General features: G+C 68.3%; 13 protein-coding genes. 5 read left to right on the top strand and 8 right to left on the bottom strand.

What is annotated here, in order from left to right:
• Nucleotides 1-64: 64 nt before the first annotated feature.
• Together ACLD02_RS11365 and ACLD02_RS11360 are read left to right on the top strand one after the other, a co-directional pair.
• Nucleotides 65-1,858 carry a flavin-containing monooxygenase gene (locus tag ACLD02_RS11365; RefSeq protein ID WP_410298751.1) on the top strand — a complete coding sequence of 598 codons (1,794 nt, stop codon included), beginning with the start codon at nucleotides 65-67 and terminating at the stop codon, nucleotides 1,856-1,858.
• Between the two features lie 90 nt (nucleotides 1,859-1,948).
• Nucleotides 1,949-2,725 carry an SDR family NAD(P)-dependent oxidoreductase gene (locus ACLD02_RS11360; protein ID WP_203102029.1) on the top strand — a complete coding sequence of 259 codons (777 nt, stop codon included), beginning with the start codon at nucleotides 1,949-1,951 and terminating at the stop codon, nucleotides 2,723-2,725.
• Between the two features lie 72 nt (nucleotides 2,726-2,797).
• Here ACLD02_RS11360 and ACLD02_RS11355 read toward each other — a convergent pair whose 3' ends face one another.
• The 5 genes from ACLD02_RS11355 to ACLD02_RS11335 all read right to left on the bottom strand — a co-directional run bounded on the left by ACLD02_RS11355 (nucleotide 2,798) and on the right by ACLD02_RS11335 (nucleotide 13,880).
• Nucleotides 2,798-3,877: an OmpA family protein gene (locus ACLD02_RS11355; protein WP_410298750.1), complete on the bottom strand. Its 1,080-nt coding sequence runs from the start codon at nucleotides 3,875-3,877 to the stop codon at nucleotides 2,798-2,800.
• 260 nt (nucleotides 3,878-4,137) lie between these two features.
• Entirely contained in the window at nucleotides 4,138-6,057 is a 1,920-nt protein-coding gene (recD, locus tag ACLD02_RS11350; protein WP_410298749.1) for an exodeoxyribonuclease V subunit alpha, read from the bottom strand.
• Nucleotides 6,047-9,658 (bottom strand): exodeoxyribonuclease V subunit beta, encoded by a 3,612-nt coding sequence (recB, locus tag ACLD02_RS11345; RefSeq protein WP_410298748.1) that lies wholly within the window; start codon nucleotides 9,656-9,658, stop codon nucleotides 6,047-6,049. The genes recD and recB overlap by 11 nt, the downstream gene beginning before the upstream one ends.
• Nucleotides 9,655-13,083 (bottom strand): exodeoxyribonuclease V subunit gamma, encoded by a 3,429-nt coding sequence (gene recC, locus ACLD02_RS11340; protein WP_410298747.1) that lies wholly within the window; start codon nucleotides 13,081-13,083, stop codon nucleotides 9,655-9,657. Before recC ends, recB begins: the two co-directional genes overlap by 4 nt.
• 113 nt (nucleotides 13,084-13,196) lie before the next feature.
• The gene (locus tag ACLD02_RS11335; protein WP_410298746.1) at nucleotides 13,197-13,880 is read right to left on the bottom strand and encodes a LysE family translocator; all 684 of its coding nucleotides are present in this window, start codon (nucleotides 13,878-13,880) and stop codon (nucleotides 13,197-13,199) included.
• Between the two features lie 156 nt (nucleotides 13,881-14,036).
• On the opposite strand from ACLD02_RS11335, the gene ACLD02_RS11330 reads away from it, so the two are divergent.
• Nucleotides 14,037-15,446 carry a PLP-dependent aminotransferase family protein gene (locus ACLD02_RS11330; protein WP_203102047.1) on the top strand — a complete coding sequence of 470 codons (1,410 nt, stop codon included), beginning with the start codon at nucleotides 14,037-14,039 and terminating at the stop codon, nucleotides 15,444-15,446.
• A 16-nt stretch (nucleotides 15,447-15,462) separates the two neighbouring features.
• Here the strand turns inward: ACLD02_RS11330 and ACLD02_RS11325 are convergent, their stop codons facing one another.
• A complete protein-coding gene (locus tag ACLD02_RS11325; RefSeq protein ID WP_410298745.1) occupies nucleotides 15,463-16,818 on the bottom strand; it encodes a KamA family radical SAM protein in 1,356 nt (451 codons plus the stop codon).
• A 366-nt stretch (nucleotides 16,819-17,184) separates the two neighbouring features.
• On the opposite strand from ACLD02_RS11325, the gene ACLD02_RS11320 reads away from it, so the two are divergent.
• Together ACLD02_RS11320 and ACLD02_RS11315 are read left to right on the top strand one after the other, a co-directional pair.
• Complete coding sequence (locus tag ACLD02_RS11320) at nucleotides 17,185-18,636, top strand: phospholipase D-like domain-containing protein (RefSeq protein ID WP_410298744.1); 1,452 nt, start codon at nucleotides 17,185-17,187, stop codon at nucleotides 18,634-18,636.
• A gap of 29 nt (nucleotides 18,637-18,665) precedes the next feature.
• Nucleotides 18,666-19,154, top strand: coding sequence for a hypothetical protein (locus tag ACLD02_RS11315; protein ID WP_203102053.1), 489 nt, complete (start codon nucleotides 18,666-18,668; stop codon nucleotides 19,152-19,154).
• Nucleotides 19,155-19,245: 91 nt separating this feature from the next.
• On the opposite strand, the gene ACLD02_RS11310 is transcribed toward ACLD02_RS11315, so the two are convergent.
• Both ACLD02_RS11310 and ACLD02_RS11305 read right to left on the bottom strand, forming a co-directional pair.
• Entirely contained in the window at nucleotides 19,246-19,425 is a 180-nt protein-coding gene (locus ACLD02_RS11310) for a PLDc N-terminal domain-containing protein (RefSeq protein ID WP_203102057.1), read from the bottom strand.
• A gap of 172 nt (nucleotides 19,426-19,597) precedes the next feature.
• Nucleotides 19,598-19,972 (bottom strand): hypothetical protein (locus ACLD02_RS11305; RefSeq protein WP_410298743.1); only part of this gene is annotated, 375 nt, incomplete at its 5' end.

Here is a 19,972-nt window from a genome sequence, read left to right as displayed (position 1 = left end):
CAACAGCGGACGAGCCCCGTTCCGTGATGGGGCCGGAAAACAACAACGCAGCGAGGAGAACATCATGACCCCGACCCCCACCGCGCAAGCGCGGCAATGGCTCGACGCCTGGAACCATGCCCTGCGGGGCGATAACCCCGCGGACGCCGCCGGGCTGTTCGAGGACAACGGCTTCTGGCGAGACCTGGTGGCCTTCACCTGGAACCTGAAAACCGCCGAGGGCGTCGACCAACTGCGCGCCATGCTCGACGCCACGGTGGCCTCCACGGTGCCTTCCGACTGGGCCGTGGACGGCGAGGCCAGCGAGGCTGACGGCGTGGTCGAAGCCTGGATCACCTTTGAAACCCGGCTCGGTCGTGGCGAGGGCCATCTGCGCCTGCGCGATGGCAAGGCCTGGACCCTGCTCACCACGTTGAAGGAGCTGCGCGATTACCCGGAACCACGGGGCAGCAACCGGCCCAAGGGCGCCCGCCATGGCGTGTTCAAGGAACGCCGCAGCTGGCTGGAGGAGCGCCAGGCGGAGCAGACGGAGCTGGGCTACAGTCGCCAGCCCTACTGCGTGATCATCGGCGGCGGCCAGGGCGGCATCGGCCTGGCGGCGCGGCTGCGGCAACTGAACGTGCCCACCATCGTGGTGGAGAAGAACCCGCGCCCGGGGGATTCCTGGCGCAATCGCTACAAATCCCTGTGCCTGCATGACCCGGTCTGGTACGACCATCTGCCCTATCTGCCGTTTCCCGATAACTGGCCGGTGTTTTCGCCCAAGGACAAGATCGGCGACTGGCTGGAGATGTACACCCGGATCATGGAGATCAACTACTGGGGCAGCAGCGAATGCACCGGCGCCCACTATGACGAGCAGGCCGGCGAATGGCGGGTGGAGGTGCGCCGCGACGGTGAAACCGTGACCCTGCGGCCCAAACAGCTGGTGCTGGCTACCGGGATGTCCGGCATGCCCAATGTGCCGGACATCCCGGGCATGGACAGCTTTGAAGGCGAGCAGCACCACTCCAGCCAGCACCCCGGCGGCGAAGGCTACGCCGGCAAGCGTTGCGTGGTGCTGGGCGCCAACAACTCCGCCCACGACATCTGCGCGGCGCTCTGGGAGCATGGCGCCGACGTCACCATGGTCCAGCGCTCCTCCACCCATGTGATCAAGTCCGCCACCCTGATGGATCTGGTGCTTGGCCCGCTGTATTCCGAGGAAGCGGTGGCCAGTGGCGTCACCACCGAACGGGCTGATCTGACCTTCGCGTCCATGCCCTACCGGGTGATGCCCGAGTTCCACATCCCGGTGTACCGCCAGGTGGCCGAGCGGGACGCGGATTTTTACCAGCGCTTGCGCGACGCCGGCTTCATGCTCGATTTCGGCGAGGACGGCTCCGGCCTGTTCATGAAGTATCTGCGCCGGGGCTCCGGTTACTACATTGACGTGGGCGCCTGTGACCTGGTGGCCAGCGGCGATATCAAGCTGCGCAGCGGCGTCGGCATCGAGCAAATCAACCCGCGCTCGGTGACCCTCACCGACGGCGTCGAGCTGCCCGCCGACCTGATCGTTTACGCCACCGGCTTCGGCTCCATGAACGGCTGGGCGGCCCGCATCATCTCCCAGGAGGTGGCCGACAAGGTGGGCAAGTGCTGGGGCATGGGTTCCGGCACCACCAAGGACCCGGGGCCCTGGGAGGGCGAGCTGCGCAACATGTGGAAGCCCACCGCCCAGCAGGGGCTCTGGTTTCACGGCGGCAATCTGCATCAGTCCCGGTTCTATTCCCACTTCCTGGCCCTGCAGCTCAAGGCGCGGATGGAAGGCCTGGAAACGCCGGTGTACGGGCGCCAGGAAGTACACCACCTGGCCTGATGGCGCGACGCCAACTTCTTGACCTGGTGCAATGGCGGGCCGCGACGGCCCGCCTAGACTGGGTTCGGTATGTGCAAAAAGGAGAGCATCATGGAACTGAAAGGACGAGTCGCTCTGGTCACCGGCGGTGGCCGGGGCATCGGGCAGGGCATAGCCCTGGCACTGGCGCGTGCCGGCGCTGACGTGGCGGTGGCCGATCTGGACGCCGACATCGCCGCGCAAACCGCCGCCGAGGTGGAGGCCCTGGGCCGCCGCTCGCTGGCATTGCGGGTGGACGTCACCGACCCGGATTCCGTGGCCGCCATGGTGGCCGGCGTGCAGGATAAGCTGGGGCGCCTGGATATCGCGGTGAACAACGCCGGCATCATCAAGATCCAGTCCATCGAGGAGATAAGCGCGGAGGACTTCGACGCCATTCTGGCGGTGAACACCAAGGGGGTGTTTTTGTGCACCCAGGCGGCGGTACGCGCCATGCGGCCCAATGGCTGGGGGCGCATCATCAATGTGGCCTCGATCGCCGGCAAGACCGGCTTCCCGGATTTGTCCCATTATTCCGCCTCCAAGTTCGCGGTGATCGGTTTCACCAACGCGGTGGCCAAGGAAGTGGCTCAGGAAGGCATCACCGTCAACGCCCTGTGTCCGGGCATCGTCGGTACCGGCATGTGGCGCGGCGACAACGGCCTGGCCGGTCGCTGGCGGGAAGAAGGGGAGAGCGAGGAAGCATCCTGGGAACGCCATCAGAAGACGCTGTTGCCCCAGGGCGTGGCGCAGACCCCGGAGGACATGGGGCAGCTGGTGGTCTATCTGGCTTGCGCGGAGCACGTCACCGGGCAGGCAATCGCCGTGGACGGCGGCTGTACTCTGTAACCCTGCCTGGAAACGAACTGTTGTAGGGCGGTGGTAGGAGCGGCTTCAGCCGCTCCTACCGTCTCTGCAAGGTCAGTCCTTGAACTGCGGTTCCTTGTTTTCGCCCTCGACGATAATGTCGGCGCGGCGGTTTTTCTCGCGGCCTTCGGCGGTGTCATTGGGCGCCACCGGGCGGCTCTCGCCATAGCCCCGGGTTTCCACTTTATCCGGGTCGATGCGGTACTCCTCGATCAACTGTTTCTTCACCGAGTCGGCGCGGCGTTCGGAGAGCCCCTGGTTGTACTGCTCGCTACCGATGCTGTCGGTGTGACCCTCGATGCGAATCTGGCCCTTGGCGCCTTCGCGGGATTGCTGCGCCGCGTCGCGGACTTCATCGCTGAACTGGCCACGCACGTCGGACTGGTCGAACTCGAAGTAAATGGTCTTGATGGTCTGCTCGTTCACCATCTTGTAGATCTGGCAGCCGTTGGCATCGACGCGGGCGTTGGGCGCGGTGCCAGGGCAGTCGTCGCGATCGTCCGGCACGCCGTCGTTATCGCTGTCCGCCATGGAGATCACTTCCTCGGGCTGGTCATCCGCCTCGCGTTGTGCGTTTTCGCCCTCGCGCCCGCTGACCGCGAACATCAGATTCAGGCCGGCGTACACCTGGCCTTGCCAGAATTCCCGGTCGAGGCTGTAGGCATGGCGGGTGCCCAGGTCCAGCAGCACATGCTTGAACAGGGCACGTTGAATGCCCAGCTCCACGCCGGCCAGGGTTTCGTCGTTGTCGTTGACTTCCTGCACGCCGGCGTTGATGCCGGTGTAGGGCTCGAAGCCCAGGAAGCTGGTGCCGTCGAAGTGGTGGCGCAGGCTGGCGTAGTAATCGATGACCTCCGATTCCCGGTCGGTGTACTTGTGGTCAACGTCGTCGTTTTTTTCGTACCAGGCTTGAACCGACCATTTCGGGCTGAAGCGCCAGCCGATCTGGCCGCCAGGGAATGCGGAGTCATCCAGGCCGTCGACGTCGCCGGTCACCTGATTGTCGTAGAAGAAATACTCGCTGACGTGGCCGCCGATGTAACCGTAGCGATCGGGGACGTTTTCCCCCGCCTGGGCGGACACCGCGATGAACAACGGCGAAAGCACGGCGGCGGTCATTATGGACTTCTTCATGGCAAGCTCCTTTGCAAAAACCGAATGCGGAATAGCCCTATATTAAAAGGGAAAACAGGAGCAATTGGGTTGAAGAAACGTAAACAACGGGAAAATGTTGGTTTGTCTTTTTTTTATAAAATTATTTTTTTTTGTAAAAAAAGAAGGGTTTTTTATAAAAGTCGAAGGAGTGGCGGCCCCATCGGCGGCCATTTCGCGACTGAAGTCGCTCCTACAAGACGCGGTAGGAGCGACTTCAGTCGCGATAACGGCTGGCCGCTTCAGTCGAGCTTGCCGGCCAGGCCGGAAGCGCGCCAGGTGCGCCGGCGCACGGCCTGGTCGAGCACCGTGGGCGGGCCGTATTCCACCAGGGTGAAAGCACGCCGGGCACGGGTGGCGGCGGTGTAGATGAGCTCCCGGGTGAGCAGCGGGTGGGGCCGGTCCGGCAGCGCCAGCAGCACATGGTCGAACTCAGAGCCCTGGGATTTGTGCACCGTCATGGCGTAGACCGTGTCCACCGCGTCCAGACGGCTGGGCAGCACCCAGCGTACCCGACCGTCCGGCAGTTGGAAGGCTACCCGCAGACCGTCCGGGTGGGGCAGGGTCAGACCCACGTCGCCGTTCATCAGGCCCAGTTGATAGTCGTTGCGGGTCATCATCACCGGTCGGCCCGGGTACCAGTCGTGGTCGCCGGCCAGGCCGTCGCGGCGCAGATGGTCGGTGATCAGCCGGTTGAGCCGGTCGACGCCGAACGGGCCGCCGCGCAGGCCGCTGAGCAGTTGCTGGCCGGTGAGCCGTGCGAGCAGATCCCGGGCCCGCTGGTCGGCCGCTTCCGGGTCGGCGACCGGGTCGGCGGCGTCGGTCACCAGCGCCCTCAGGCCTTCGCCGTGGGCACCGCCGTGCAGCAGAAGGGTGGCGAGTTCGCCGGGATCGTCGCCATGGCGGCGCTCCAGGGTGGCGTGGCCGTGGTCGAACACCCGCTTTACCGCCGGCGCGTCGCCGGCGTTGATGGCGGTGGCCAGATCGCCGATGCCGGCGGCGTCCTGGAAGCGCCAGTTGCGGCGCAGCATGGCGGTCTGCTGGGCCAGGGCGCCGCCGTCGCCGGCCCAGGGCGACAGGTCGGCGCCGCTGGTGGCGCGGGCGTATTCCAGCGTCTCGGGGCGGTAGCGGCCCTGTTCGGCGTGGCGGCACAGATCCCCCATCACGGCGCCGGCCTCGACGCTGGCGAGCTGATCCTTGTCACCGAGCAGGATCAACTTGCAGGCCGGTGGCAGGGCGTCCAGCAAGCTGGCCATCATGTCCATGTCGATCATGCTGGCCTCATCCACCACCACCAGGTCGGCATGCACCGGGTTGTGGCGGTGATGGCGGAAGTGGCGACTGTCCGGACGGGTGCCGAGCAGGCGGTGCAGGGTACTGACTTCGGTGGGGATGGCGTCGCGCACCGCCGGGTCCACGTCCAGGGCACGTACCTGGCGCCCGATGGATTCGGTGAGCCGGGCGGCGGCCTTGCCGGTGGGGGCCGCCAGCCGGATGCGCAGGCGCCTGCCCTGGTCCATGGCGAGCCCCTGGAGCAGGCCCAGCAGGCGTACCACGGTGGTGGTCTTGCCGGTGCCGGGGCCGCCGGTGATCAGGGTCAGGCCGGCGCGGGCCGCCAGAGCGCAGGCCACTTGTTGCCAGTCCGGCTCGCCATCGGTGGGCGGCTCCGGGAACAGCGCGCGCACTCGCGGTGCCAACAGGTCTGGCGGCGGCGCGTTGTCGTCCAGGCGCGCGCGGATGCGCTCCGCCACGGCGTTTTCCTGGGCCCAGTGGCGGCGCAGGTAGAGGCGGCGACCGTCGAACACCAGCGGCGCGCAGGCACGCTCCGTGTCCTGTTCGGCGCCGCTGACCAGCGGGCTGGCGTCGAGCGGGAGGGCCCAGTCGGTTACCGCGTCGGGGAGCAGCCCGGCCAGTTCCGGGGGGCGGCCCTGGGGCCACAGCCGCGCTTCCAGTTCCGGTTCATGCAGGTCCAGGCACAGATGGCCGGCGGCCAGCTGGCCGCTGGTGAGCGCCGCCAGCAGCAGGGCCGCCGGTTCCGCCTCCGGTGCCTGGCGGTGCAGGAATTCCGCCACCGCCAGGTCCAGGTCGCGCAGCAGGCCCTGGTCACGGAGCGCCGCCAGGGCGTCGCGCCAGGCGGGCGCGGTAAACAGATCAGCCTGCATCATGGCCTCCGGGTACGAACAGTTCGTCCAGGGCGGTGATCAGCCCGGTGGCCGGGCGCTCGAACACGGCACCGGCGTCCGGGCCGTGGAGACCGCGCAGGAACACATAGACGGCGCCGCCCAGGTGCCGGTCCGGATGGTAGTGGTCGCCGAGCCGGCCACGCAATAAACGGTGCAGGGCCAGCAGGTAGAGGGCGTACTGCACCTCGTAGCGGCTCTCCAGGATCGCCGTGGTCATGGTGGCGCGGGTATAGGCGCGTTCGTCCGGGCCCAGCCAGTTGGATTTGTAATCCAGCACGTAATAGCGGCCATCGTGCTCGAACACCAGGTCGATGAACCCCTTGAGCATGCCGTTCAGGGTGTCCGCTTCCAGGCGCGGGCGCGGCACACCCGGGGCGATGTGCTCGCGGATCAGCCGGTCCAGGGCTTCCACCGAGACCCGGCGGGCCGGGAACAGGAACTCCATTTCCGGCACCGCCGTGGGCAGATCCGCGAGCGCCGCCCGGTCACCGCCCAGCTCGAAGGGCGTGCGCAATGCCGCCCGCCACCAGTCCTGGAGCATGTTCTGGTGATCCTGCCAATGGCGCGCCGCCAGACTTTCCTCCACGCGCCGGTCCAGTTCCTCCGGCGCCGCCAGGGTGGCGGCGAAGCCGTCGCGGCCGGCCTGTTCCAGCAGGTCGTGGAGCAGCAGGCCGGGCAGCGGACCGCGCGGGAAGGCATGGATGCCCCGGGGCTCGATGTCGTCCGCCGCCGGCGCCGCCTCGCCATCGTGTTCCGCCAGCCGGTCGCCGCGCGGGTCCGAGGGTGCCAGGGTGTCGTCCTCCACCTGTTTGAGGGCGCTGTAACTGGCGATCCACCAGGTCTCCGCACGCCGGCCAGGGAAGCGGGCGGCGCCGCGCCAGGGCCGTTCCTGGTCGGCGGGGCGGTGCACGGTGTCGTTGTCCCGCGGCGGGGCGGTGACGCGCACGGCCTCGTCGGCCAGCGGCGCCAGGGCGGCGCTCAGGCGGTTGTTGGCGACGCCGTCCGGGCCGAACAGCAGCCGGCCGATGGCGCTGCCTTCCAGTTGGTTGCGCTTGCCGTTGCCGCGCGCGTAGGGCGACAGCCCCAGCCAACAGGCGTGGCGCGCCCGGGTCAGGGCCACGTAGAGCAGCCGCATGTCCTCGGCCAGGCGTTCCCGGTCCGCCAGGGCGCCGGCGGCCTCGTCCGGCTCCAGGTTGACCACCAGCTTGCCGTCCTGGTGATAGCGCAGCGGCGGCTTGCTGGTTTCCGCCGGGCGGAAGCCGCAGATGAAGGGCAGGAACACCAGCGGGTACTCCAGGCCCTTGGATTTATGAATGGTGATCACCCGCACCCGGTCGTCGTCGCTTTCCAGGCGCAGGATGCTGTCGTCGCCGCCGCGACCACCGTCTTCCACCGCCTCGCGCAGGTGGCGGATCAGCGCCTGCTCGCCGTCCAACTGGCTGGCGGCCTGCTGCAGCAGTTCCGCCAGATGGAGCAGGTTGGTGAGCGACCGCTCGCCGTCCAGGGTCCGGCTGAGCCGCTCCGGCACCTGAAAATCCAGCAGCAAGCTGCGCAGCATGGGCAGCACGCCCTGGCGTTGCCACTGGTGCTTGTAGCCGTGGAAGCGATCGACCATGGCTTCCCAGGCCCGTTCGTCCCGGTTGAGATGATCCAGAACCGGGTAAGGCTGGTCCAGGGTGGCGCAGGCCAGGGCGCCACGCACCCGGGCGTCCGCCTCCGGCGCCGCGCAGGCACTCAGCAGGCGCAGCAGGTCGGTGGCCTCCGGGGTGGCGAACACCGAGTCCTGATCGGACATATAGACGCTGCGCACCCGGCGCGCGGCCAAAGCCTGGCGGATCGCCGCCGCCTCGTTGCGGTCGCGCACCAGCACGGCGATGTCCCGGGAGCGCAGCGCGGTGAGTTCGCGATCGCCCCGGCGGAAGCCGGTGCGGCCGGCCTCGGCGCCGTTGAGCAGCCGCGCGATTTCGCCGGCGGCGCGCTGCGCCTGGCGGTGCCGGTAGGCGCCGCTGCTGACCGCCTTGTCGTCGTCTTCCACCCACAGGGTGAGGCCGGCCCGGGGCTCGCCATCGATTTCCAGATGCTCCTCGCGGCCCTTGGCGGTGACCGGCTGGAACGGAATCCGGCCGTCCATCAGGAACACATCCCCGGACAGCCGCTCGCCGTGTTCGAACAGGTTGTTCACTGCCGTGACCATGGCCTTGGTGGAGCGGTAGTTGCGATCCAGTGTGTGCTGGCTCTCGGTGTCGGCCCGGGCCGCCAGATAGGTGTGCACGTCGGCGCCCCGGAACGCGTAGATGGCCTGTTTGGGATCACCGATCATGAACCAGCCGATGTCCGCCTGGCCGGCGTACAGGGTCGAGAAGATGCCGTACTGCACCGGGTCGGTGTCCTGGAATTCGTCGATCAGGGCCACCGGAAACTGGGCGCGGATCACCCGCGCCAGGCGTGGGCCGTTGGCCGGGTCCGCCAGAGCGTCGCGCAGCCGGGTGAGCATGTCATCGAAGCCCATGGTGGCGGTCTGGCGGCGCATGGTCGCCACCCGGTCCTCGATCCAGGCGGCGGCGTGCTCCAGCAGCGCGGCCCGGGGCAGGGCATTGTCCTGGCGGCTTTCCAGCACCCGCTGCAGGGCCTCGAAGCAGGCCAGCTCCGGCACCTGGTCCTGGCCGGCCTTGGTCACTTTCAGGCCGTCCAGGGAAAAGCGCTCCAGGGCCTTGAGATCGTCCCGGTGGGTGCCGGGGAAACCCTCCGCGTAACGGGCCAGGGCGTCGAGCATGGCGGGTACGGAGCCGGCCCGGTAGCTGTTGCCGTTGAGCCACTTGTTGTCCAGGGCTTCGCCGACCCAGGCGCGCAGAGCCGGCAACTCGGCGGCCAGGGTGGCGCGGGCCTGGTCCTCAAGCCGGCGCTGCGGCGCCACCGTGTCCAGCCAGTGGCGTACCGTGTCCGGCAGGCCGGCTTCGCCACGGGCATGCCCGAACAGGGGCCGGGCGGCGGCCAGCAGCGCCTCCGGGCCGTCCAGGCCGGCGCCGCGCAGCGCCGGCGCCGCGGCTGCCGGGAAGCGGGCGATCACCGTGCGCCAGTAATCGCAGGCGGCGCGGAACTGCTCCTCGCTGGCATCCTCGTTGAGTTCCAGATTGAACAGGCTGCCGGAATCGAAGGCATGCTGTTTGAGCATGCGGTTGCAGAAGCCGTGGATGGTGTAAATGGCGGCTTCGTCCATCCATTGGGCGGCGGCGTCCAGGCGCCGGGCGGCGGCGGCGCGCTGCTCCGGGTCCGGGTAGTCGGCCAACAGCTCGTCGAGGATCGGGTCGGTGGCGACCGGGTCGTCGGCGAAGGCGCGGGCGGCCTCGGCGAGCCGGTCGCGGATGCGTTCGCGCAGCTCCTCCGTGGCTGCCTCGGTAAAGGTCACCACCAGGATTTCCGGTGGCAACAGCGGGCGCGGGAACGCCGCCTCGCCGCCGTGGCCGAGTACCAGCCTCAGATACAGGGCGGCCAGGGTGAAGGTCTTGCCGGTGCCGGCGCTGGCCTCGATCAGGCGGGTGCCGTGCAGCGGGAAGGTCAGCGGCAGGGGGCGTTCGCTCATTGGGCGTCCTCCCCGGGCCGGCGCCATTGCACCTGGTCGAACAGGGGCCGGTAGAGCCGTTCCGCCCAGGCCGCCAGGGCCGGGCCGCCGTCTTCCTCGGCGGCCAGCAGGCTGTCGAAATCCGGCCAGGCGCGGCGCAGGGCGGCGTCCCGGTCCGCTTCGCCCACATGGCTGAAGCCGGACTCGAAGGCGGCGCGGGCGTCCAGTTCCTCGCGTTCCTTTTCCAGGCCGCCCAGCCAGGCGAAGGCGGTGTCGCAGGCCACTGGCAGGGGCCGGCACAAGCCTTCGGTCCAGCCCCGCGCCAGCGTCACCAGATGGTCCCGGGCCGCATCCGCGCCCAGCGGTGGCAGCACCGCGCCGCCGTCCTGGGCCACCAGCTCGGTGGTCAGCGCCAGGCCCTCGGCGCAGGCCAGCAGGTGCACCGCCCAGGGCGTGCACAGCTTGCGCCAGCGGCCCTGCAGGCCGCCGGTGATCAGCAGCAGCCGGCGCGGGCCCTGGTCGCCGTCCAGCAGATCGGTGAGCCAGTCTTCCACGGTCAGGGTGCCCAGGGTCAGGCTCACTTCCTGCTGCGGCAGGGAGCCCCGGGTTTGTGCCAGGCTCTGGAAATAGGCGCGCAGGGGCCGGTTCAGCGGCAGGCTGAGGGACTCCCGGCTGGCCTCGGTGAACGGCGCCAGGGGCAGGGCGCCGCCGCCGGCCAGATGGTCCAGGGCGTCGGCCAGCGCTGCCTCGAAGCCGTCACCGCCGGCACGGCGCGCCGCTTCCAGCAGGCGGTCCTGGAGCTGCCAGCGGTCCAGGCCGTCCAGGGTGAACGGCTCGGTGTCTTCCAGGGTCTGGTGGTCCTGTTCCAGGCCCGCCTTGAGCCGCTCGCGGAAGAAATGCGCCACCGGCTGCTTGAGGAAGCGGCCCAGAGCCTCGGCGGCCAGCGGCTCGCTGTCGGCGGGGGGCGGCAGATCGCCGGCGTCGGCGGCGTCCGGCGCCGGCCGGTGTAGGGGTTCCCATTCGCCGGCGTAGGTGGGCGGCGGCGCCGGCTCGCCGTCGGCGGGCCCGTGAAAATAGCGGGCGCTGAACGGCTGCAACGGGTGTTCCTCGGTAAGCCGTGCGCTGAGCGGCGTGCCATCCGCGCTGGCCCAGCGCTGGTCCAGGTGGTCGCGCAATTGCGCCACCAGCACCGAGGGCGGGCGCTCGCTATTGTCGCGGGCGTGGCGACCGCTCCAGCTTATGTAGAGGCTGTCGCGGGCGCTCAGCAGGGCTTCCAGGAACAGGTAGCGGTCGTCTTCCCGGCGCGAACGATCGCCGGGGCGGTACAGGCTGCGCCGCCGGCCATCGTCGCCGGGTGGGCCCCAGTGGCGCATCAGGTCGAAATCCATGGGCTGTTGCTGACGCGGGTAGTCGCCGTCCTTCATGCCCAGCAGGCAGACATGGCGGAACGGAATGGCGCGCATCGGCATCAGGGTGCAGAAATTGATGCGCCCGGCCATGAAGCGTTGCGCCAGGCTTTCCGCGTTGAGCGCGTCGAGCAGTGGCCGGCGCGCCACCGTGATCGGCAGCGGGGTATGGAAATCCGCCTGCTCGCAGGCCGCCAGCCAGTCGTTGAGGGCATCGCGCAGGCCGGCGTCCAGGGCCTGATCGTCGGTCTCTTCCGGCTCGAACAGATCGTCCAGCAGGGCGCCGAAGCGCTGTCGCCAGGCGGGTGGCGGCGCCGGTTCACGGAACGCCCGCCAATGGTGGTCCAGGGTGTCCAGCAGCCGCGCCAGGCGACCGGCCAGCTCGGCGCCCAGGCCGGCCACTTCGTCCAGAGGTTCGATGCCGCGCCACGCCGGGCCATCGCCGATCAGGTAACCGGCCAGCATGCGGCGCAGACCGAATGCCCAACTGTTTTGCTCGAAGCCGGGCAGGTCCAGGCTGGCGCGTTGACGCTCGTGCAGGCCCCAGCGAATGTTGGCCTGCTCGATCCAGCGGCTCAGTTGCGGCAGGGCGCTTTCCGGGATGCCGAAGCGTTGGCGCAGGGCGGGCACGTCCAGCAGGTCGAGGATGTCGGCGGCGGTGAAGCGCCATTGCGGCAGATGCAGCAGTGCTTCCACCGCGTTGGCCAGGGGCGAGGCGGCGCCGGCGCTGCGGTCGCTGAGCGTGTACGGCAGGTGGCGCGGGTCATCCCGTTCCAGGCGGCCGAACACGGCGTCGATGTGCGGCGCGTAGGTTTCGATGTCCGGCACCATCACGATCACGTCCCGGGGGCGCAGCTCCGGGTCGGCGGCGAAGCGCGCCAGCAGGGCGTCCTGAAGGATCTCCACTTCCCGCTGCGGGCCGTGGGCGATGCTGAATCGCAGGGAGCCGTCGGCGTGCGCCGGTGGGCGCTCCGCCGGCGGCGGGTTGGGCGCCAGCTCCAGCACGTCCTGCTGGAGTTGTCGCAGCAGGGTGAGCGGGCCGTCCTGGTCCAGGAACAGGTCGATCTGGTTCTGGAACGCAGCCTGGTAGTGGTCCGGGTCGTCGTGGCCGTACAGCAGGCCGATGAAATCGCGGCCCTGTTTGCCCCAGGCGGCCAGCAGCGGGTGTACCGGGTTGTCCGGCGGCACGCTCAGGTGGCGCCGCCGGCTGTCCAACTGGGCGCGCAGCAGGTGGCGGTCCTCGACGATGTCCGCCCAATAATGCTTGCAGGGATTCTGCACCAGCATCAGCACCTGGGCGTGGCGGCTGATCGCCGCCAGCGCGTCCAGGGCCTGCTGGGGCAGGGCGCTGATGCCGAACACCAGCACCCGGGGTGGCAGCCCCGGCGGCGGCGTATCGGTGTCCAGGCGCTTGATGAAGGCGTCGTGGATGGCGGCCCGGCTCAGGTGTCGCTGGCCCTCGGGCAAATCGGCGAGCAGCGCCCGCCACAGGGCCGGCTGCCAGTGCTGGCCCGGTGGCAAGTCGTCGGCGTCGCGGCGGTCCGGTGCCCGGCGCAGGCGATCGTCGCCGGCCTCCCAATCCGCCAGCCAGTCCGCCCGGTACACCTGGTAGGCGTCGAACAGATCGGCCAGCCGTTCCGCCAGCTGGTGGCGCTTGCGACCGTCGCCGTCGTCGTCGAGGAAATGACGCAAGGGCTCGAAGGCATCTTCATGGAGCAGGGTGGGCAGCAGCCGGTACAGACGCCACAGCAGGCGCGACTTGTCGAACGGCGAGGTGCGTGGCACCTGGTCCTCGCCGAGCACCATGCGGTAGGCGCTCCACAGAAAGCGGGCCGGCATTTGGAAGCTGAAACCGGCGGCGATGCCCAGGGCCTCCGGCTCGGCCAGGTTGAGCTTGAGCCACTGGGCCATGCCGTTGGACTGCACCAGCACGGTCTCTTCCGCCAGCGGCGGCAGCGGATGGCGCTTGAGCCAGTCGGCGACCACGCCGGTGAGTGCTTCCAGACGGTTGCTGTGCAGCACCATCAGCCCGTTTTGCATGATATTCCCTGGGACGGCTTTTCAAGGGAGTAAGCCTAAGGGAGACGGCGGGGCGGAGGAAGGTCCGGCGCCGGCGCCCGGCGATTATTTCAGCGGGACGGAGCCGGCGCGGCCTACATTACGCTCATCCACCAGGGCGGACGTCCCGGCTCCGGCGCTGGCGCGGGGCTCGTTTGTTCACGCTCGTCGGCGTGGCCCGGCTGAATGCCGAAGGTGGGGTAGAGCGACGCCACCAGCAAAAGCGCCATGGCCCGGTTGAACACCGCCAGGCGGTGCCCCTGGTGCAGCCGGCTTTTCAACGCCGCGCCGAACAGGTTCCAGGCGCTGATCAGTGGCAGGCCGATGATCAGGAAGGCGCCGGCCACCAGCGTCACGCTGGCGGTGAAGTGGGCCGGCTGGGTGAAAGTGGCCATGCCGGTAAGGATCATCATCCAGGCCTTGGGATTGACCCACTGGAACAGCGCCGCCTGGGCGAAAGTCAGCGGTCGCGCATCCCGATGGTCCTGCTTCAGGTGGCGGGTACGCGCCAGTCGCCAGGCCAGATAGAGCAGATACAGGGCGCCGCCGATACGCAGCGCGGTCACCGCCTCTGGAAAGCGGCTCAGTAACGAGCCAAGGCCCAGGGCCACGCACAACAGCATTACCTGACAGCCGAAGGCGATGCCGAGAATGTGCGGCAGCGAGCGCCGGAAACCGGCGTTGGCGCCGCTCGCCATCAGCATCAGATTGTTGGGGCCCGGGGTGCCGGTCATTACGGCGACGAAGCCGATCAAAGCGACGAACTGTTCGGCGGGCATGGGCGTCTCCGTAAGTCTGTTGATTGGCACAGCCTAGGTGGACAGCGGGGGTTAATACAGATATAAAAATACGAAATTGAACCGGTACAGTTTGTCATTGTGGAAAACTGTACCGATGCTTTGGGCGGCAACTGTATGCACCGCCATGGAGAGGGCATGACCTACGCGGACAAACGCTATGAACAACTGGCGGATCAGTTGCAAACGCTGATCGGTGATCAGGTCTATCCGGTGGGCAGCCGTCTGCCCGGGGTGCGTAAGCTCAGCGAGCAGCACGGCGTCAGCGTGGCCACGGCGGTGAGCGCCTGCCGGGAGCTGGAGCAGCGTGGCGTGCTGGAAGCGCGGCCACGCTCAGGGTTTTTCGTGTGCCCGCCGCCGGCACGGCGGGCGACGCCCAGCCTGCCCAGCGCGGGGCGGCGTCCGCGCCCGGTAACCGGTCAGGAGCGAGTGCTGCGCATGGTGCAGGCGGTCAACGACCCGGCCGTGGTGAACCTGGGGGCGGCGGTGGCCGACCCGGACTTCCTGCCGGTGGCGCGGATGGAGCGGGCTTTCCGCACCGTGCTGCGCGAACAGCGCCGCCGCTGCGTGGGCTACGCGTTCCCGCCCGGGGCCCCGGAGCTGCGCGCCGGCCTGGCCCGGCGGTTGGCGGCGCTGCGCTGCCCGGTATCCCCGGACCAGGTGCTGATCACCAACAGCTGCCAGGAATCCGTGGCCATCGCCCTGCGCATGCTGACCCGTCCCGGCGACACCGTGGCGATTGAATCGCCTACCTATTACGGCCTGCTGCAGGTGATCGAGTCCCTGGGGCTGAAAGCCCTGGAAATCCCCACCGACCCGATTCGTGGGCTGTCCCTGGAAGCGCTCACCCTGGCCCTGGAGCGCTGGCCGGTGGCGGCCTGCGTGGTGGTGCCCAACTTCTCCAACCCGCTGGGCAGCCGTATGCCGGACGACCGCAAACAGGCCCTGCTGAGACTGCTGGGGGAGCATGACGTGCCTCTGGTGGAGGACGATATCTACGGCGATCTGCCGCTCAACGGTCCGCGCCCGCTGCCGATCAAGGCCTGGGACCGGGACGGCCGGGTGTTCTACTGCGCGTCCTGCTCGAAGACGCTGTCGGCGGGTATGCGGGTGGGCTGGCTGGTGCCCGGCCACGATTTCGAACGGGCCCAGTACCTGCAATTCATCAACACCGTGTCGGTGGCCACGCCGTCGCAATTGGCGCTGGCCCACTTTCTGGACCACGGTCATTACGACCGTTATTTGCGGCGGGTGCGGGATCAGCATGTCCGGGCGGTGGCGCGCATGACGGACCGGGTCACCGAGCTGTTCCCGGCGGAAACCAGGGTCAGCCGGCCCGCCGGCGGCTTTGTGCTGTGGCTGGAATTGCCCGGCGCGGTGAACACCACGGAACTGGCGGAACGGGCCCTGGACGCCGGCGTCAGTTTCGCGCCGGGGCCGTTGTTCTCCGCTTCCGGCAAGTTCGATCACTGCCTGCGACTGAACTGCGCGGTGCGCTGGGACAACCGGGTGGAGCGGGCCCTGGCGCGGCTGGCGGCGCTGCTGTAGCGCCTGCTCCCTCCGATCAGCCTTCCATCTCGGCCAATTCGTCGTCGAAGAAAAACCGCTCCTCGCCGAACGCCGGTTCCAGATGGTTGAGCCAGGTGGCATCCGGGTTGTACTTGGCGAAGAACGGACGCTGCACCCAGTCCGCGTTGCGGCCCTGGATCAGGCGCAGCACGAACACCTTCTCGCCATGGATCTCGGTGACGCCCTGGATCTCCACCTTGCCCGGGTGGCTGGACATGCTCGGGCCGCGGGCGGTGCGGGCCAGGCCGGATACCCGCTGCATGGCATCACGATAGATTTCCCAGGCGCGGGCCAGGGGCACCTCGAAGTAATGCCGCGCGCCGGTGTCGCGCTCCACGAACATGTAATAGGGCACGATGCCCAGCTCCACCTGGGTTTGCCACAGGCGCGCCCAATCGTCGGCGTTGTCGTTGATGTGCGCCAGCAGCGGACCCTGGGCACGGATCTGGGCGCCGGTCTCGCGCACCCGGCGGATCGCTTCCCGGGCGATGGCCGGTTCCATTTCCTGCCAGTGGTTGTAATGGGCCATCAGCGCCAGGTGCTTGCCGGCGGCGCGCACTTCACGGAACAGGTCCAGCAGGTCGTCGGCGTCCTTGTCGGAGACGAAGCGGTGGGGCCAGAAGGTGAGCGCCTTGGAACCGATGCGGATGGTGCGCACCTGCTCCAGTTCCAGCAGCGGCTCGATGTGGGCGCGCAGGTTCTTGGTCTTCATCACCAGCGGGTCGCCGCCGGTGATCAGGATATCGGTGATCTCGGGATGGGCCTGCACATAGCGCTTAAGCTGGCCGGCTTCCTTGGCGGCGATCTTGAGATCGTTGTCACCGATGAACTGGGCCCAGCGGAAGCAGAAAGTGCAGTAGCTGTGGCACACCTGCCCCTGGCTGGGGAAGAACAGCACCGTCTCGTTGTACTTGTGCTGGATGCCGTCGATTTTTTCGCCGTCCACCTCGGGAATGTTGTGCTCGATCTGGCCGGCGGGGTGCGGGTTGAGCGCTTCCCGGACTTCCGACACGGCGGCGTCGATCTCGCTCTTGTCACCGCCGCGCATGGCTTCGGCCACCTTTTCGAAGTGCTCCGGCGCGAGCATGTCCTTTTGCGGGAAGGTGAGCTGGTAGATGGGGTCGTCGGGCACCTTGTCCCAGTTGATCAGCTCCTCGATGACGTATTCATTGACCCGGAACGGTAGCACATTGGCCACCACGCGCATGGCGAAACGGGTCTCCTCGTCGAGCCGCGCCAACGGTTCGATCTTGTCCAGTTGGCGGGCGGTGAACACTTTGAAACGGCGCGGTTCCTGATGGGCCGGCTCCTGGTGCTCGCGCAGAGGGATGACCGTGTTGGCTTCTGACATGGTTTTCGCTCCTCATCATGCCGGCGTGCGAGGGGCGCGCGCCGGTGGACTGGCCGCTTAAGGAGGGTGCAAGGCTCCTTCACCAGTGTGATCGAATTATTTCTACTGACAGCCGGTGACACCGGCGCGATTCGGGCTCTATCCAAGAGCCGGGGGAACCCGGGGGTTCCGTGTGTCTCCGGTGGTGCTTGAACCGGAGCAGGGCGCGTGCGGGACGCGGAGGGTCGAGGTGCCGCCCGGCGGCTCCTCAAGGCGCGCTATTCTACGGTCTGGCCCGGCAAAGCGCAAAAGCGCCCCCGGCGCGCCGGGCAGCCGGGTCCGGCGCGGCCATCCGTGTTATGTTTGCCCGGTTTCCAGGAGATCGAAATGCAGGACATGGTCGCCGGGATCGCCGCGCCCGTGGAACGCGGCCTGGCCTGGCTGAACACCTTTTGGCCGGCGATCGCCGCCACCGTCGGCGTGGTGCTGGCGGTGTGGGTGACGCTGCATGTCGCCCAGCACAAGCGCGACGCCCGCGCCGCCGCCGCCTGGACCGGCCTGGTCTGGCTGGTACCGGTGCTGGGCGCGTTGCTCTACCTCATGCTGGGGGTCAACCGCATCCAGCGGCGCGCCCGCCAGCTTACCGGCGGCGGCATCGATGCCGCCCTGCGCGCCGGGGCGGAGCAGGGCACGCCGCTGCAGACCGATCGCTTGCAGGTGCTGGCGCGCCTGGTGGGCCGTCTCACCCGGCTGCCGCTCACCGGCGGCAACCGGGTGGAGTTGATGGAGGCGCCGGCGGCCCTGGCGGCCATGATCGAGGCGGTGGAGCAGGCCCGTGAAAGCGTTTTCCTGGCCACCTACATCTTCGGTAACGATGCCGCCGGCCGCCCCCTGGCGGACGCCCTGGTGCGCGCCCATCGTCGCGGCGTCCAGGTGCGGGTGCTGGTGGACGGTGTCGGTGCCCTCTATTCACTGCCGCCGATCACCGGTTACCTGCGCCGACGGGGCGTGCCGGTGCAACGCTTCCTGCACTCCGTGGCGCCCTGGCGCATGCCCTATATGAACCTGCGCAACCACCGCAAGCTGATGGTGGTGGACCGGGCCCTGGGCTTTACCGGCGGCGCCAACATCCGCGCCGGTTACATCCAGACCCCGGCGCGTATCCAGGACCTGCACGCCCGCCTGGAAGGGCCGGCGGTGGCTCATTTGCTGCACAGTTTCGTGGCCGACTGGGTGTTCACTTGTGGCGAGGTGCTGGACGACAACTATGTCGGCGAGCTGGACGCCGGCACCGTCCAGGCACGGGGTATCAACGCCGGGCCGGATGCGGATTTCGACAAGCGCCGTCTGACCCTGATGGCGGCGATCGGCGCCGCCCAGCGGGAGATCCGCATCGTCACTCCCTATTTCGTGCCCGACCAGACCCTGCTGGCGACCCTGCAGCTGGCGATCCTGCGCGGCGTGCGGCTGGTGATCCTGGTACCGGAAAAGAACAATCTGCGGCTGGTGCAGTGGGCGAGCCTGCACGTGATCAAATGGCTGGCCAAGGAAGGCGCCGAGGTCTATTTCTCGGCGCCGCCGTTCGACCACACCAAGCTGCTCACCGTGGACGGCCACTGGGTGCAGTTCGGCTCCGGTAACTGGGATGCCCGCAGCCTGCGCCTTAATTTCGAGTTCGACCTGGAATGCTATGATGACCCGCTCGCGGACACCGCCAACGCCCTTATCGACCAGCGCCTGGCGTGCGCCCGACCGATGGGCGACGCGGACTTCCGCGCCATGGCCCGCTGGCGCCACATCCGCAACGCCCTGGCCCATTTGCTCGAACCCTATCTCTGACCGTCGCTGAAACCCGATAAGGAGCCCCGATGCGCCTGCCTCGCGCCCCGGAACTGCCCGATACCCTGGTGACCCTGTCTCGCCTGCAATTCGTCCACGGCTTCGTGGTGGTGGCCATGGCCTCCGCCATCTGGCTGCCGGACCCGGTCACCGCCCGGCCCTGGGTGCCGATCGTGCACCTGCTGGTGGCGCTCTACGTGTTGCTTCAGGTGGGGCTTTACTTTGGCGCCGAACTGGCGCGCGAAGGGAGCAGCCTGGCGCCGCTGGCCTCGCTGCTGCTGGTGATGGCCTGCGCCACGCCGTTTCTGCCGTCCTGGCTGGGGGCACCGCTGATGGCGGTGGCGGTAATGCTGCTGTTTGGCGTGGAGAAGGTGGCGGCGGTGCGCGATTACTGGCCGGAAGCCTGGCTGCGTGGCCGCAAGCAGCACATGCAGTTTCTCATGGTGTCCCTGGCCAGCGTGCTGTTCTGGCTGATCAGCCGCGACAATCAGGCCCTGCTCAAGGCCGCCGGCGGCTGACCGACGGCCCGACCGCGTCGCGCGACCGGGCCGCCGCCCTTTCGCCGGGTTCCGGTAGGAGCGGCTTCAGCCGCGATAACCCGGCGGGCCGCTATTTCTTAACCGGTGAACCCGGGCCCAACAGCGCCCAGATAATCAGGCCCAGCAGCGGTAGCACCACCACCAACAGCACCCACAGCACCTTCTCGCCGGTGCTGGCGCCGGACTGGATGATTTTGATGATCGCCAGAATATCCAGCACCAGAATGACCAAACCGATCAGCTTACTCATGATTCCCTCTCCCTAGGTATTGTCGTTAAGGTCTTTCCGACGCTAGCCCGGCTTGTCGCTCCGGTAAAGCCGGTGGAGGTAAAAGCCGGTAAAGCCCGGCACTGGCATCCCCGGCCCGGATCACTACAATAGGCCCCCGTACCGCCGCCGGGCATCGCGGCTGAAGCCGCTCCTACAGGGGCCAGGGCTTCGTCGCAGGAACGGCTTCAGCCGCGAGGCCGGAGCCCGGAGGGCGAGCGGCGCCATAAAAAGCGCGCTCGCTCCATTCCGAGCACTCGGACAGGTGAATGCAAGACAACGGTTTTAGAAAGCCCCGGTAGCTCAGTTGGGTGAACGCGGGGCCTTCCGGCGCATAGCGCCGGCCGCGTTCACGCCTCGCGGATACCGCCGCGAGGCCGGAGCCCGGAGGGCGAGCGGCGCCATAAAAAGTGCGCTCGCTCCATTCCGAGCACTCGGACAGGTGAATGCAGGACAACGGTTTTAGAAAGCCCCGGTAGCTCAGTTGGGTGAACGCGGGGCCTTCCGGCGCATAGCGCCGGCCGCGTTC

Source organism: Alloalcanivorax sp. C16-2 (genome assembly GCF_046507615.1).
GTDB lineage: Bacteria > Pseudomonadota > Gammaproteobacteria > Pseudomonadales > Alcanivoracaceae > Alloalcanivorax > Alloalcanivorax marinus_A.
The sequence above is the reverse complement of the archived record's forward strand: the minus strand, read 5'-3'. Positions and strand labels throughout refer to the sequence as shown.

Coding starts and splice junctions, on each gene's coding strand:
- ACLD02_RS11315 (WP_203102053.1), top strand. CDS start 18,666: ATGCGCCTGCCTCGCGCCCCGGAACTGCCCGATACCCTGGTGACCCTG.
- ACLD02_RS11355 (WP_410298750.1), bottom strand. CDS start 3,877: ATGAAGAAGTCCATAATGACCGCCGCCGTGCTTTCGCCGTTGTTCATC.
- ACLD02_RS11325 (WP_410298745.1), bottom strand. CDS start 16,818: ATGTCAGAAGCCAACACGGTCATCCCTCTGCGCGAGCACCAGGAGCCG.
- ACLD02_RS11335 (WP_410298746.1), bottom strand. CDS start 13,880: ATGCCCGCCGAACAGTTCGTCGCTTTGATCGGCTTCGTCGCCGTAATG.
- ACLD02_RS11310 (WP_203102057.1), bottom strand. CDS start 19,425: ATGAGTAAGCTGATCGGTTTGGTCATTCTGGTGCTGGATATTCTGGCG.
- recB (WP_410298748.1), bottom strand. CDS start 9,658: ATGAGCGAACGCCCCCTGCCGCTGACCTTCCCGCTGCACGGCACCCGC.
- ACLD02_RS11360 (WP_203102029.1), top strand. CDS start 1,949: ATGGAACTGAAAGGACGAGTCGCTCTGGTCACCGGCGGTGGCCGGGGC.
- ACLD02_RS11365 (WP_410298751.1), top strand. CDS start 65: ATGACCCCGACCCCCACCGCGCAAGCGCGGCAATGGCTCGACGCCTGG.
- ACLD02_RS11320 (WP_410298744.1), top strand. CDS start 17,185: ATGCAGGACATGGTCGCCGGGATCGCCGCGCCCGTGGAACGCGGCCTG.
- recC (WP_410298747.1), bottom strand. CDS start 13,083: ATGCAAAACGGGCTGATGGTGCTGCACAGCAACCGTCTGGAAGCACTC.
- ACLD02_RS11330 (WP_203102047.1), top strand. CDS start 14,037: ATGACCTACGCGGACAAACGCTATGAACAACTGGCGGATCAGTTGCAA.
- recD (WP_410298749.1), bottom strand. CDS start 6,057: ATGCAGGCTGATCTGTTTACCGCGCCCGCCTGGCGCGACGCCCTGGCG.